This window comes from Streptomyces sp. NPDC052052, assembly GCF_040680455.1.
GTDB lineage: Bacteria > Actinomycetota > Actinomycetes > Streptomycetales > Streptomycetaceae > Streptomyces.
The window spans coordinates 26,490-40,261 of sequence record NZ_JBFAWU010000039.1 but is presented as its reverse complement, the minus strand read 5'-3'; the positions used below and the strand labels follow the sequence as shown (position 1 = coordinate 40,261).

The following is a 13,772-nucleotide window of genomic DNA, read 5'->3' as shown; positions in this document are numbered from 1 at the left end:
CACGAGGTCCGGCTCGCGCTCCAGGCGGGCGAGTGACTCCTCGGTGGCGGCGAGGATGTTCTTCGGCCTGCCACGCGTGCCGACCCGCCCGTGCCACGAGGGCGGCGGGCGGCGGCAGGGGGGCGATCAGCCCTCGGTCCAGCCGTGGTTCTTGGCGAACTGCAGCAACCCGCTCCGGATCTGCAGGATCTGAGTCCCTGTCAGTGACGGTGCCGACTCCAGCAGGACGTCGGTCACGTCCCTGGTGAACTCGGCCGCACTGAGCACATCGCACAGGGCGTCGTCGTCCGACGCCGCGGAAGTGCCGCCCGAGGCGTGCCGCGGAGGGGTCAGTGGCTTCCCGTCGGCCCCCTCGGCGAGCCGTACGGACGAGGCCTTCAGTCCGCGGTCACCGTCCTCGATCTCGAACTCGACCGCGGTACCCGTACGCACATACGACTCGGGAATCAGCATGTCGTTCACATGGAGAAAGACATCCTCACCGCCGTGATCGGGTGAGATGAAGCCGTATCCGCGTGCGCCGTCGAACCGCACCACACGACCAGTGACCACACCAACCCCCAAGAAGGAACCGGGCCCCTTGCCCGTCCGCCATCCATGGCTGGACCGGAGGATAGTCCCGCGGGGCCGTGCCGCGCGACCGTTCCGGGGCAACCGCCCGGAACGGTCGAGGAAGCCGACGTGGCGGGTCATCTGAGCTTGCGCTCGGGAGGCGGCGCGGTGCCCGAGGCGAGCGGGGACCGGGCCAGGTGGACGCACCCCAGGGCGATCAGGACGAGCGCCACCAGTTCGGGCAGCAGCCACCATCCGGTGCGTACCTTCTCGCCGAACAGCGTCACCCCGTACACCACGCTGATGAGGGCGTCGCCGAGGGTGAGCGGCGGTTGGACCGCGGCGAGCACGCCGGCCTGGAGGGCGTTCTGGAGGAGGAACAGCGAGCCCACTCCGGCCGCGGCCGTGGCGTACAGCTGCCAGGAGGTGAAGAGCGCCTCCGCTCCGCCGCCGGTGAGCCGACCCATGGCGTCCTTCATCAGCGCGGCCGTGAGCGAGTACCCGCAGGCGGCGGCGAGGCCGAGCAGGGCGCCCCGGAGGTTGCGGCGCGCGGACAGGGCCACGGCGATCACCACGGCCTCGAAGATGCCGGTCAGGACCAGGGCGGTGAACCAGGCCGCGCCGGTCACCGACGTGGTGCCGCCGCCCGGGGCCGCGGAGGCCATGCCGAGGGCCAGCCCCGCGGTGACGGCGATCACCGCGTACCAGACCGTCCGGGAGATCCGCACCCGCATGACGAACCCGGCCAGCAGCAGGGTGGCCGGCAGTTCGATCACGAAGATCGGCTGGACCAGGGAGATCGGCCCGGTGGCCAGCGCCGTGGCCTGGCACACGGCCGCCACGATCACCAGGCCGATCCCGGCCAGCCACAGCCGTCGGCGCAGCAGCTGCCCGATCAGCGACAGGTGCATCGCCTTGCTGTCGGGCACGGTCCGCGCGGCGCGGCGCTGGAGGACGGAGGCGGCACCGTTGCTGATCGCGGTCAGAATGGCGAACAGGACACTGATCACCCACCCATCATGCGGGCCGACGGCCTCCGATCCGGGGTGCTGCGCCGCCCGGGCATGGCGGAACCCGCGCCGCCCGTCGGGCGGCGCGTGGGTGGCCCCGGGCGCGGACCGGGTCGTCAGGGAGGTGTGCGCCGGTGGTCAGGTGCGCCGGTTTCCGCCATGTGGGCCGTTCCGGAGCGCGGCATCGAGATCGAAGTACCGGTACGCGGTGCTGCTGCGGGGCGCGTCCTACCGGAAAGGGTTCCCACTCCACGGTGATACGCTGCCGAAAATTTGTTCGAAGGTCAGGGTGGAGATCTGCTTCATGCGTTTTCCGTACGTGGGATCCGGTCCTTACTGTTACACCAACTCGCTGACGATGATGTGGGGTTCCGAAGCCCCTGGAACGCACATCGTGGAGTGCCTGACCGGCTCACCCTTCGGTGTGCAGCTCATCGGCGGAAGGGTTCCCTTCTTCGACCCCTATGGCTGGGATCCGGAAATCGGGCTGAACGCGGCGATCGGACTCCTGGGCTGGCGCTGCGAGCGCACCGACGGCGGTACGCCCGAGGAAGCCGCGCAGCGGCTGCGCGCGGCGTGTGAGGAGGGGCCGGTGCTCGTCGGCCCGCTGGACATGGGCCTGTTGCTGCACCAGCCCGGTTCCGGTACGGCCCAGGGTGCCGACCACTATGTCGTGGTCCTCGCGGTGGAGGAGGGCACGGTCGTCTTCCACGACCCGCACGGGCATCCGTACGCCTCGCTGCCGCTGGACGCGTTCCTGGAGTCGTGGCGGGGCGAGGAGGTCGCGTACATCACGACGCCGTACGTGATGCGCAGCCGTTTCGTACGCGAAACCCGGATCGAGCCGGGCGAGGCGCTGCGGGCCTCGCTCCCGGAGGCGGCCCGCTGGCTGGCCGGCCGCTACGACCTGCCCAACGCGCCCGGGTCGTCGGGTGGAGTCGACGCCCTCGCCGGCCTGGCCGGACAGCTGGAACGCGGACTCGCCCCCGAGACCCGCCAGATGCTGGAGAGTTTCGGCTTCCGGGCGGGCGCCCGCCGGCTCTGCGACGCGGCCACCTGCCTCGACCTGATCGGACGGAAAGACGCCGCGGACGCCGCGGCGGGACAGGCCCGGCGGCTCGGCGCCCTCCAGTACGAGCTGGTCGCGGGCAACGACGGGGCCGTCGCGGCCGGACTGCGCGCCCTCGCCCCGGGCTACGACAGGCTGCGGGAGCTGATCGAGGCCGCCTGACGGGCGGCCCCGCCGCCTGCCATCGTCCGGATGTCGGCGATGAGGCGGGGTCCGGCACCTCAACAACCATGTGAGCAGGGGCAGTTCACCGCCGCACCACCACATGCGTCATCGGCCGCCCGGACACTCCGGACCCCGTCCTCAGGGCAGCAGCCCCGCACGCCGTGCCGCCACCACCGCCTCCAGGCGGGTGTGTGCCCCCAGCCTGCGCATCGCCGCACGCAGATACCCCTTCACCGTCTCCGGCCGCAGCCCGAGCCGCTGCGCCGCCACCGCGTTCGTCGCCCCCGCGGCCACACACGCCAGCACGTCCACCTCACGCGGCGCCAGATGCACCCCGCCGGTCCGCGGCGCACGGGCACCGGCCGCCGACACGAGCCGTTCGCACACCGCGAGCAGATCCTCGCGCAACGCAGGATCGGTCACCTTCGGTACCAGGGCCCGCAGTTCACGGTGGGCTTCGCGGACGTCCTCCCACGCCTCCGGCGCCGCCATCGGATCCGCGATCCGGTCCCGGCTCACCGCCAGAAGCTGCTCCACCTCGTCCCGTACGACCAGGGCCTGCTCCACATCCCGGGCGGCGGCGACCGCCGCGTCGAAGGTGCGGTCCCCGAGCATGACCGGCTGGCGCAGTGCCCCGTACAGCACACCGCGTACGGTGCGCCGTACGACGACGGGCACCGCGACCACCGAACGCAGGCCCTCCGCCGCCACCGCGATGTCGTACTCGTGGCTGATGTGGCGTGAGGCGTGGTAGTCGGTCACCGCGCAGGGCCGGGACAGGGCGATCGCCTTGCCCCCGAGCCCGCTGCCGGCCGAGATGACGAGCCCGCGCAGAGCGGCGGTCTGTGCCCCGTTCAGCTCGGCGATCCGGGCATGACGTGCATCCGAGAGCAGCCCGCCGAAGACGACGGGAAGTCCGCTGGTCCGGCGCAGCCGCGACAGGGCCGCTCGCATCTCGACGACATCGACGGATTCCGGCATGCTGACGCCTCTCCGGCCGGTCCCTGCCCCGGCTCCGCGGGCTCGACAGCCCCTGATGCCGCGCACCCCCCGTTCGGGGGTGGTGAGATCTGGGTCACTGTTCACATCATGTTAATCGACCGGTCCGGTCCGCAATGAGGAGGGCACATGTCGGCAACCAGTGCGACGGAGACGTTCCGGGCTGCCCGGGACTTTCTGCTGCAGCACCGCGAGGACTACCAGGCGGCCTACGACGGCTTCCGCTGGCCCCGGACCGACCACTTCAACTGGGCACTGGACTGGTTCGACACGATCGCCCGGGACAACGACCGCACCGCCCTGCACATCGTGGAGGAGGACGGCAGCCGCACCGAGGTGTCCTTCGCCCGGATGTCCGCCCGCTCCCACCAGGCCGCGAACTGGCTCCGCGCCCAGGGGGTGCGTGCCGGGGACCGCATCCTCGTGATGCTCGGCAACCAGGTCGAACTGTGGGAGACGGCCCTCGCCGCGATGAAGCTGCGCGCCGTTGTCATCCCCGCCACCCCGCTGCTGGGACCGGTCGATCTGCGCGACCGGGTGGAGCGCGGTCGGGTCCGGCACGTCCTGGTGCGGGACACCGACACCGCCAAGTTCGACGAGGTGCCCGGCGACTACACCCGGATCGCGGTCGGCGCGGACGTTCCCGGCTGGCTTGCGTACACCGGTGCGGACGATCAGCCGGAGACCTTCTCCCCGGACCGCGAGACCGAGGCCGACGAGCCGCTGATGCTCTACTTCACCTCCGGGACGACCGCCAGCCCCAAGCTCGTCGAGCACACTCATGTGTCCTATCCGGTGGGCCACCTCGCGACGATGTACTGGATCGGCCTCAAGCCCGGGGACGTCCACCTCAACATCTCCTCGCCCGGCTGGGCCAAGCACGCCTGGTCGAACCTCTTCGCGCCCTGGAGCGCCGAGGCAACCGTCTTCATCTTCAACTACACCCGCTTCGACGCGGGCCGGCTGATGGCGGAGATGGACCGCTCGGGCGTCACCAGCTTCTGCGCCCCGCCCACGGTCTGGCGGATGCTGATCCAGGCCGACCTCTCGCAGCTGAGGACCCCGCCGCGTGAGGTCGTCGCGGCCGGCGAGCCGCTGAACCCGGAGGTCATCGAGACGGTGCGGCGCACCTGGGGGGTCACCATCCGGGACGGCTTCGGCCAGACCGAGACCGCCGTCCAGGTCGCCAACACTCCGGGGCAGCTGCTGAAGGCCGGATCGATGGGCCGGCCCAGCCCCGGCTTCAAGGTCGAGCTCCTGGACGCGGTCACCGGGGAGCCGGGCGCGGTCGAGGGCGAGATCTCCCTCGACCTGTCGGACCGTCCGGTGGGGTTGATGACCGGTTACCACGGCGACCCGGACCGGACCGCCGAGGCCATGGCGGGCGGCTACTACCGCACCGGTGACATCGGCTCCCGGGACGATGACGGCTACATCACGTACGTGGGCCGCGCCGACGACGTCTTCAAGGCCTCCGACTACAAGATCTCGCCGTTCGAGCTGGAGAGCGCCCTGCTGGAGCACGAGGCGGTCGCCGAGGCGGCCGTCGTCCCGGCCCCCGACCCGGTACGGCTCGCCGTCCCGAAGGCGTACATCGTGCTCGCCGAGGGCTGGGAGCCCGGTCCGGACACGGCGAAGGTGCTGTTCGAGCACTCCCGGACGGTCCTCGCTCCGTACAAGCGGGTCCGCCGACTGGAGTTCGCCGACCTTCCCAAGACCGTCTCCGGCAAGATCCGCCGCATCGAACTGCGCGAGCGCACGGCCCAGGGCACCGGCACCGAGTACGACGAGGGGGATCTGCGATGAGCGGGCTGTCCTACGCGCACGGCACCGGGACCACCGCGCTGCTGGGCGACACCATCGGCCGCAATCTGGACCGCGCGATCGAGGCGTTCGGTGAGCGCGAGGCGCTCGTCGACGTCGCGTCGGGGCGGCGCTGGACCTATGCCGAGTTCGGCGCGGACGTCGAAGAGCTGGCCCGTGCGCTGATGGCATCGGGTGTGGCCAAGGGGGACCGGGTCGGGATCTGGGCGATCAACTGCCCCGAGTGGGTGCTCGTGCAGTACGCCACCGCCCGCATCGGCGCCGTGATGGTCACCATCAACCCGGCCTACCGGGCGCACGAGCTGGCGTACGTGCTCCAGCAGGCCGGGATATCGCTCCTGGTCTCCTCCCTCGCGCACCGCACCAGCGACTACCACACACTGGTCGAGCAGGTCCGCGCCGACTGCCCCGCCCTGCGCGCCGTGCACTACATCGGCGACCCGTCCTGGGGCGAACTGCTCGACCGGTCGGGCGCTGTGACGTCCGGACAACTCTCGGCCCGCGAAGCCGAGTTGTCCTGCGACGACCCGATCAACATCCAGTACACCTCGGGCACCACCGGCTTCCCCAAGGGGGCCACCCTCTCCCACCACAACATCCTGAACAACGGCTACTTCGTGGGGGAGATGATCGCCTACACCGAAGAGGACCGGGTCTGTCTGCCCGTCCCCTTCTATCACTGCTTCGGCATGGTCATGGGCAATCTCGGCATCACCTCGCACGGTGCCTGCATCGTGATCCCGGCCCCCGCCTTCGAACCGGCCGCCGTGCTGGCCGCCGTCCAACAGGAGCGGTGCACCTCGCTCTACGGCGTCCCCACCATGTTCATCGCGGAGCTGAACCTCCCCGGGTTCGCCTCGTACGACCTCTCCTCGCTGCGCACCGGCATCATGGCCGGATCGCCGTGCCCGGTCGAGGTGATGAAGCGGGTCGTCGCCGAGATGCACATGGACGAGGTGTCCATCTGTTACGGCATGACGGAGACCTCACCGGTCTCCACCCAGACCCGCCGCGACGACGACCTGGAGCGCCGGACCGGCACCGTGGGCCGCGTCCTGCCGCACATCGAGGTCAAGATCGTGGACCCGGCGACCGGCGTGACCCTGGAGCGCGGCGAGGCGGGTGAACTCTGCACCCGCGGCTACAGCGTGATGCTCGGCTACTGGGAACAGCCCGAGCGCACGGCCGAAGTGATCGACGCGGGCCGCTGGATGCACACCGGGGACCTCGCGGTGATGCGGGAGGACGGCTACGTACAGATCGTCGGCAGGATCAAGGACATGATCATCCGCGGTGGCGAGAACGTGTACCCCCGGGAGATCGAGGAGTTCCTCCACGGCCACCCGAAGATCGCGGACGTGCAGGTGGTGGGTGTACCGGACGACACCTACGGTGAGGAGATCCTGGCCTGTGTCATCCCGAGGGACCCGGCGGACCCGCCGAGCCTGGACGAGGTGGCGGGATACTGCCGCGAACAACTGGCGCACTACAAGATCCCGCGACTTCTGCAGATCCTGGACGCCTTCCCGATGACGGTCAGCGGGAAGGTGCGCAAGATCGAACTGCGGGAGGGCTACGTCCGGTAGGACCCGAGGGCCCGGGGTGTGGTCAGGCGGCCTCGATGATGTCGTCGGCGAAGCCCCGGGTCGCGGCCGCCCATTCGATCAGCAGCACCTCATAGGCGGCGGACTCCACGGAGGACCAGCCCTGCCCCGCTCGCGCGTCGACCAGGGCCCGGATCGCCTCGTTCGCCGCGACGGCGGACGGGGACGTGGGTCGGGTCGCGTGCGAAGAGTGAAGGCGGTGTGTGCGTCGTGGAGTTAATGCCATGCGCCCACCTTAAGGCCCGCCACTGACAACGAGCCGAACATTTGTGTCCGGGAGCTCGAACGTGACCGAATCCACTCAGTGGTGTCGCCCGGTTCCACGGGGGCGCGGATCGTGGCCGGCGCCCGGGATGTCGCGCCGCATGCAGACCCTCGGCCAGCGGTCCAGGCCGTGTTCGGCCTCGTTCGCCCTGATCTTCCTCAGCCCGTCGGTGAGTTCCGCCTCGTCCAGCGTACGGAAGCCGAGGCGGGTGTAGTACGGGGCGTTCCACGGGACGTGGGAGAAGGTCGTCAGGGTCAGCGCGCCCAGGCCTCGTTCGTGCGCCCATCCGGCGAGATGGCCGATGAGCGCGGCACCGAGGCCGCGCCGCGCGGCGGACGGATGGACGGAGACCTGTTCGATGTGGGCCGCGCCGTCGACCGGATCGGCGATCAGATAGCCGACCGGGCGGTCGTCGGGGCCGGTGACCACCCAGGCGCGGCCGGCCCGGCGGTAGCCGTCCAGCAGGTCGAGCGGCGGAGGGTCGTCGTCCGCGACGGTCGGCATGCCGAGCGCGCGGAACGGTTCGCCCGCGGCACGCTCGATGTCCTGAAGGAGGGGGAGATCGGAGCGGCGGGCGGTCCGGATGCGCATACGGCCCAGTATGACCGTTCGGGCGGGAGGCATGGGAGGGGCGGGAAGTATGGCCGGCGGATGCGCGCTCAGGCGCCGGTGCTGATGAGCTCGTCCGCCGGGCCGTTGACCGGTTGCGGCATTCCCGTGAGGTCCATCCGGAAGAGCGGGATGCCGAGACCCTCCGCGCGCGCTTCGGCGGCAGCCGCGTACCCCGCCAGGGAGAAGAGGACACCGGTGGTCGACGCGTTCAGCGCGTTCAGCCAGAGGCACTCGACGTCGCGCAGCGTCGTCGGGCGAGGAGCCGTCTCGACCTGGGCGATCAGTCCGGCGGCCCGCAGGTCGATCCGTGCGGGGGTGCGCTCCACCGGCCGGACGACTTCGCGGTAGCCCAGCCACCGCAGATAGAGCGCGGCACTAGCGACCGCGTCGCGCCTGGTGCGCACGGGCAGCGGCTGGAAGACCGGCCGGGACGGCGGCGCCGTGCGCGGCAGCGGCCGGTTGGCCTCGGCCCCGGGTCCCCGTGCGGGAGCACGGCCGGTTTCCGCCTCTGCCACCGGCCGGACCGGTATCCGCAGTACGACGCCGCACGGGCAGCAGAGTTCCGGCTGAGGCCAGTGGTCGTGGCGCCCGCAGGCGCGACAGCGCACTGTCACCCAGTCGTCGTTCCAGGTGCGGTGCGTGAGGGGGACGACCGGGGCGTCGCGGAGCACCGGCGGGGCGGTCGGCGCACCGCACGGGCAGGGATAGGCCGGCGTGCTGTACGTGTGCTCCCGGCGACAGGCCGGACAGCGTACCGGCACCGACTCCACCATGGACTCCCTCCGGCCCGGATGCGCGCCTCGGCGGCGGGCGACTGCCCCGGCGCACCGCAACACAACGGCGCCGACCGGCACGGGCCGGCCTCGCCTCCGCGCCCCCATGGTCCACCAGGAGGAGGGTTCCGGGCGGGGAGTTGGCGTACTTCGTGGCGCTCGTGCCGGTAGTACTCGCGCCCATTCCCGGGCATGCGGTGCTGCTCGGTAGCGCCCAGGGCGCGACGCTCGTTGCCGGGATGTTCCGCCCGGCCGGCTACTGACGTACCCGAGGGCCGCTTGCGTGGACGGTTCGCCTACCTCGCCACCCCGGGCCACAACAGCGTGAGCGCGACGGCGCTCCGGATGATCCGCACCCGACCCGGCCCCGCACAACCCACCGCGACGATCTACTCGCGCGGGGCCCGGACCAGGCCGGACCGGTAGGCCCGTACCACCAGCTGGGCCCGGTCCCGCACGTCGAGCTTGGTCATGGCGCGCTGGACGTGGCTGCGGACGGTCAGCGGGCTGACGTACAGCTTCTCCGCGATCTCGTCATTGGACAGGCCGCCGGCGACCTCGGCGACCACCTCCCGCTCGCGCGCGGTGAGTTCGGGCAGGGCCTCCTCTGCGACGCCCACGGGTTCGCCTGCGGGAGCGGCGAGGAACCGGGAGATCAGGGTCCGCGTGGCGGCGGGCGACAGGAGCGCGTCCCCGCCCGCCACGGTCCTGATCCCCGCGAGAAGTTCCTCCGGGCCGATGCCCTTGCCGAGGAAGCCGGATGCGCCTGCGCGGATGGCCTCTGCGACGTACTCGTCGGTCTCGAACGTGGTCAGCACGAGCACCTTCGTCGCGCGCAACGCCTCGTCCGCAGTGATCTCGGCCGTCGCCGCGAGCCCGTCGAGGACCGGCATGCGGATGTCCATCACGACGACATCGGGGCGGCCGGCGCGGGCCAGATCGACGGCCTCCCGGCCGTTGGCCGCGACCCCCACGACCTCCAGGTCCTCGCTCAGATCGATCAGGATGCGGAACGTCCCGGCGACGAGGGCCTGGTCGTCGGCGAGCAGTACGCGAACGGTCACGGGTGCGGCACCTCCTGGTGGGGCGGATGCTGTGCGGTCCTGTGCATCGGCAGTCCGAGCGAGACAGCGAACCCGCCCTCCGCCCTGGGCCCGGCCTGCAGTCGGCCGCCGACGGACTGGGCCCGTTCCCGCATGCCGATCAGCCCGTAGCCGGACACCCGACCGGGAAGGGGCACGCGGGCCTCGGGGCGGCCGTCGTCGACGACGGTGATCGTCACCCAGTCTCTGGTGTAGGCGAGGTGCACCCGGGCGTCACCGGTGTCCGCGTGCTTGGTGACGTTGGTCAGCGCTTCCTGGATGATCCGGTAGGCCGTCAGGTCCACGCCGGGCGACAGCGGCCGCGCGTCTCCCTCCGTGGTGACATCCACATCCAGGCCGGCGCGCTCGAACGATGTCAGCAGGTCCGGTAGCCGGGCGAGTCCGGGGGCGGGGTCGCGCGGGGAGTCGGTGTCATCGCTCTGGCGCAGCAGGCCGACGGTCGCCCTGAGCTCTCGCAGCGCCTCGTCGGTGGAGTCGCACAGGTTCTCCATGACCTCCGGCGCGCGCTCCGGGTGGTGGCGCATGAGGTACACGGCGGTGTGGGCCTGTGTGGCGGCGAGCGAGATGTGATGGGCGACCACGTCGTGCAGTTCACGCGCCATCCGCATGCGTTCCTCGCCGACGCGGCGCAGGGCCTCTTCCTCGCGTGTGCGCTCGGCGAGTTCGGCCCGGGCCTCGGCGGCGGCGAGGTACTCGGTGTTGCTGCGCACCGCGTCCCCGACGGCGCCGGGCAGCAGGGTCCACGAGACCATACCGAGGATGACGAACCCCCCGGGGAATCCGAGGTCCTGGGTCAGCACGGCCGCGAGCAGAGCCGTGACGGCCCCGACCGTCGCGACACGGGCCGTACGCCGGTCCGTGCGGACGGCGAGGAGGAAGAGCGACATCAGACACGGTGCCTGAAGCACGGGGTTGAGCTGGACGCCCGCCAGGGTCTGGGCCAGCGCACACCCGGTGGTGAACGCCGTCGTCAGCCGTGGACGGGCGCGGTGCAGGAGCAGGGCCGCCGACCCCGCGGCGCCGACCGCCACCACGAACGGGTCGGGCATGGAGAGTTGCGTCGGGCTCGCGGGGTAAGAGGCGCTCCCGATGACACTCAGGACGAAAGCGACCAGGGCCAGGGCACAGTCAGCCGCACGCGGGCGCCGACGGTAGACGTTCCGCAACTCGCTGATCACCCTGTGTCCCTCCGCCTCGGCCCTTGAGTGTGCCCTTGCCTCACCAGCATCCCCGATGCGCGTCGTGATCCGGACCGGGTCGGTGGGCCACCCCATGCCGGGGTGGCCCACCGACGCGTAGGGGAGCAGCCGGTCAGACGTGGCTCGGCTCGTGCTCGGCCGGACCGGTCCCGGAGACCTGAGCGGGCTCGAGGGTCCGGTTCAGCTTCTCGCCCTCGACGTCCACGTTCGGCAGGACCTTGTGCAGCCATCGCGGCAGCCACCAGGCCTTGTGCCCGAGGAGCGCGAGCAGGGCCGGGACGATGGCCATACGGACGATGAAGGCGTCGAGGAAGACGGCCGACGCGAGGCCGAGCCCCATCATCTTGATCATCGATTCGCTCATCCCGATGAACCCGGCGAAGACCGAGATCATGATCACGGCGGCGGCCGCGACGACCTTGCCGCTGTGCCGGAATCCGGTGATGATCGCCTGTCCGGGCCGCTCCCCATGGACGTACGCCTCGCGCATGCGTGTGACGAGGAACACCTCGTAGTCCATGGCCAGGCCGAACACCACACCGATCAGGAAGATCGGCATCATGCTGGAGATCGGCCCCACCGTCTCGATGCCGAACAGATCGGCCAGCCAGCCCCACTGGAAGACCGCCACGATCACGCCGAACGAAGCGCACACCGAGAGGAGGAATCCGAGCGCGGCCTTCAGCGGTACGAGGATCGAGCGGAACACCACCATCAGCAGCAGGAAGGCCAGACCGACGACGAGCGCGAGGTAGGGCAGGAGCGCGCTGGTGACCTTGTCGGACAGGTCGATGTTCACCGCGGTGCTGCCGGTGACCAGCATCTCCGCGCCGGTGTCGGCCTCGATGCCGTCGGCCTTGTCCCGAAGGGTGTGAACAAGATCCTTGGTCTCGGTGGTGGCGGGACCCGTCGACGGGGTGACCGTGACGATGGCGGTGTCACCGGCCTTGTTGAACATGGCCGGGGTCACGCCGGCGACGCCGTCCGTCCTCTTGAGGTCGTCGACGACGGTCGCGGCCGCGGCCTCGGGATCGTCGGCCCCCTTGCCGTCCACGACGACGGTCAGCGGACCGTTGAAACCGGGCCCGAAGGCGTCGGACAGGGCGTCGTAGGCCCGGCGCTCGGTGGTCGACGTGGACTTCGACTCGGCGCCCGGCATCCCCAGTTCGAGATCGAGCGCCGGCACCGCGCAGGTACCCAGAACCACCACACCGAACAGAAGCACCAGCAGCGGTCGCCGGATCACGAAGCGCGCCCAGCGTGCGCCCAGGCCCTCCTTCGCGGGCGTGTCGGCTGCGGGCGCGGGAGTCTCATCCGACCCGCGCTTCTTCCCCTTCTCCTTCTTGCGCAGGGCCCGGGGCAGCACGGCCTTCGGGAAGAAGCCGATCAGCGCCGGCAGCAGCGTCAGGGCGATCAGCACTGCGATCAGGACCGTGAACACCGCGGCCAGACCCATCTTCGTGAGCATCGACAGGCCGACCACGGACAGGCCGGCGAGCGCGATGATCACGGTGAGGCCGGCAAAGACCACGGCCGAGCCTGCCGTGCCCACGGCCCGCCCGACCGCTTCCTCGGGATCCCGGCCCTCCTCACGTTCGGACCGGTACCGGGACACGATGAAGAGGGCGTAGTCGATACCGACCGCGAGCCCCAGCATCATCGCCAGCGTGGTGGTCGTGGACGAGAAGCCGATGGTGCTGGCGAGCGCCGTGATGATGGCGACGCCCGTACCGATGCCGAGCAGCGCGGTGACCAGCGGCAGGCCCGCGGCCACGACGGACCCGAAGGTGATCAGCAGCACGACCGCCGCGGCGACGACACCGATCATCTCGGTGGCGGGGGACATCTCCATCGTCTGAAGCGCGTCGCCGCCGATCTCCACGGTCAGCCCTGTGTCGCGGGCGTCCTGCGCCGCGTCCTTGAGCGCGGAGGTCGTGGAGTCGGTGAGGTTGTTGCTCGACTCCTCGTAGGTGATGGTGGCGTACGCGGTGGTGCCGTCCTTGCTCACGGCGTGCGTCGTGAAGGGATCAAGGGCAGTGCTCACCTGGTCGCCGTCGGCGAGCTCGTTCACCGTGTGCTCGATGGCGGCCTTGTTGGCGCTCGCGGTGACCTTCTGTCCGTCGGGGGCGACGAAGACGAGCCGGGCGGTGGACCCCTGGGAGCTGCCGCTGTCGGGGAAACGCTCGTCCAGGAGGTCGAAGGCCTTCTGGGTCTCCGTCCCCGGAATGGACATCGAGTCCTCGGGTGCGGCTGGAGCCTTCCCCGCGCCGAACATGGCGGCGGCGAGGATCGCCACCCAGAGCAACACGAACCAGCGTCGTTTACGGAACGACAGCCGGCCCAGTCGGTAGAGGAACGTGGCCACGAAGAAGGCTCTCCAGTCTGGTTCTCGGCAGGGGCTGCCTGCCGAGCACGCAGCCCGGCTTGCCATAGGAGCAGAGGGGAAGCAGCGCCACCGCCTGAGCGGAGCGTATGTATGCCGCCATCCTTCGTGGAGTGGTGCCTCATCGGCATCGTCGCCTGGCACGCATTCGCGCCTGGTGCCGTGGCATGAGATTCGGTCGTGGCCGGCGAGGCTCACGTACTGCCACAGGAGG

At 70.8% G+C, this 13,772-nt stretch carries 12 protein-coding genes; 3 read left to right on the top strand and 9 right to left on the bottom strand.

What is annotated here, in order from left to right:
- Nucleotides 1-126: 126 nt before the first annotated feature.
- Nucleotides 127-552 (bottom strand): cold shock domain-containing protein, encoded by a 426-nt coding sequence (locus AB0L71_RS31670; protein WP_365249831.1) that lies wholly within the window; start codon nt 550-552, stop codon nt 127-129.
- Nucleotides 553-689: 137 nt separating this feature from the next.
- Nucleotides 690-1,562 (bottom strand): DMT family transporter, encoded by an 873-nt coding sequence (locus tag AB0L71_RS31665; RefSeq protein ID WP_365249828.1) that lies wholly within the window; start codon nt 1,560-1,562, stop codon nt 690-692.
- Nucleotides 1,563-1,866: 304 nt separating this feature from the next.
- On the opposite strand from AB0L71_RS31665, the gene AB0L71_RS31660 reads away from it, so the two are divergent.
- Nucleotides 1,867-2,793, top strand: a complete 927-nt coding sequence (locus AB0L71_RS31660; protein ID WP_365249825.1) for a hypothetical protein — start codon at nt 1,867-1,869, stop codon at nt 2,791-2,793.
- A gap of 141 nt (nt 2,794-2,934) precedes the next feature.
- Here AB0L71_RS31660 and AB0L71_RS31655 read toward each other — a convergent pair whose 3' ends face one another.
- Entirely contained in the window at nt 2,935-3,777 is an 843-nt protein-coding gene (locus AB0L71_RS31655) for a LuxR C-terminal-related transcriptional regulator (RefSeq protein WP_365249822.1), read from the bottom strand.
- Nucleotides 3,778-3,924: 147 nt separating this feature from the next.
- On the opposite strand from AB0L71_RS31655, the gene AB0L71_RS31650 reads away from it, so the two are divergent.
- Both AB0L71_RS31650 and AB0L71_RS31645 read left to right on the top strand, forming a co-directional pair.
- A complete protein-coding gene (locus tag AB0L71_RS31650; RefSeq protein ID WP_365249819.1) occupies nt 3,925-5,601 on the top strand; it encodes an AMP-binding protein in 1,677 nt (558 codons plus the stop codon).
- The gene (locus tag AB0L71_RS31645) at nt 5,598-7,205 is read left to right on the top strand and encodes an AMP-binding protein (protein ID WP_365249816.1); all 1,608 of its coding nucleotides are present in this window, start codon (nt 5,598-5,600) and stop codon (nt 7,203-7,205) included. The genes AB0L71_RS31650 and AB0L71_RS31645 overlap by 4 nt, the downstream gene beginning before the upstream one ends.
- 22 nt (nt 7,206-7,227) lie before the next feature.
- Here the strand turns inward: AB0L71_RS31645 and AB0L71_RS31640 are convergent, their stop codons facing one another.
- The 6 genes from AB0L71_RS31640 to AB0L71_RS31615 all read right to left on the bottom strand — a co-directional run bounded on the left by AB0L71_RS31640 (nt 7,228) and on the right by AB0L71_RS31615 (nt 13,540).
- A complete protein-coding gene (locus tag AB0L71_RS31640; protein WP_365249813.1) occupies nt 7,228-7,449 on the bottom strand; it encodes a hypothetical protein in 222 nt (73 codons plus the stop codon).
- Nucleotides 7,450-7,524: 75 nt separating this feature from the next.
- A complete protein-coding gene (locus AB0L71_RS31635; RefSeq protein ID WP_365249810.1) occupies nt 7,525-8,079 on the bottom strand; it encodes a GNAT family N-acetyltransferase in 555 nt (184 codons plus the stop codon).
- Nucleotides 8,080-8,147: 68 nt separating this feature from the next.
- A complete protein-coding gene (locus tag AB0L71_RS31630) occupies nt 8,148-8,870 on the bottom strand; it encodes a hypothetical protein (RefSeq protein ID WP_365249837.1) in 723 nt (240 codons plus the stop codon).
- 392 nt (nt 8,871-9,262) lie between these two features.
- Nucleotides 9,263-9,937, bottom strand: a complete 675-nt coding sequence (locus AB0L71_RS31625) for a response regulator transcription factor (RefSeq protein WP_365249808.1) — start codon at nt 9,935-9,937, stop codon at nt 9,263-9,265.
- A complete protein-coding gene (locus tag AB0L71_RS31620) occupies nt 9,934-11,025 on the bottom strand; it encodes a histidine kinase (RefSeq protein WP_365249805.1) in 1,092 nt (363 codons plus the stop codon). Before AB0L71_RS31620 ends, AB0L71_RS31625 begins: the two co-directional genes overlap by 4 nt.
- A gap of 262 nt (nt 11,026-11,287) precedes the next feature.
- Complete coding sequence (locus AB0L71_RS31615; RefSeq protein WP_365249802.1) at nt 11,288-13,540, bottom strand: MMPL family transporter; 2,253 nt, start codon at nt 13,538-13,540, stop codon at nt 11,288-11,290.
- Nucleotides 13,541-13,772 lie beyond the last annotated feature (232 nt).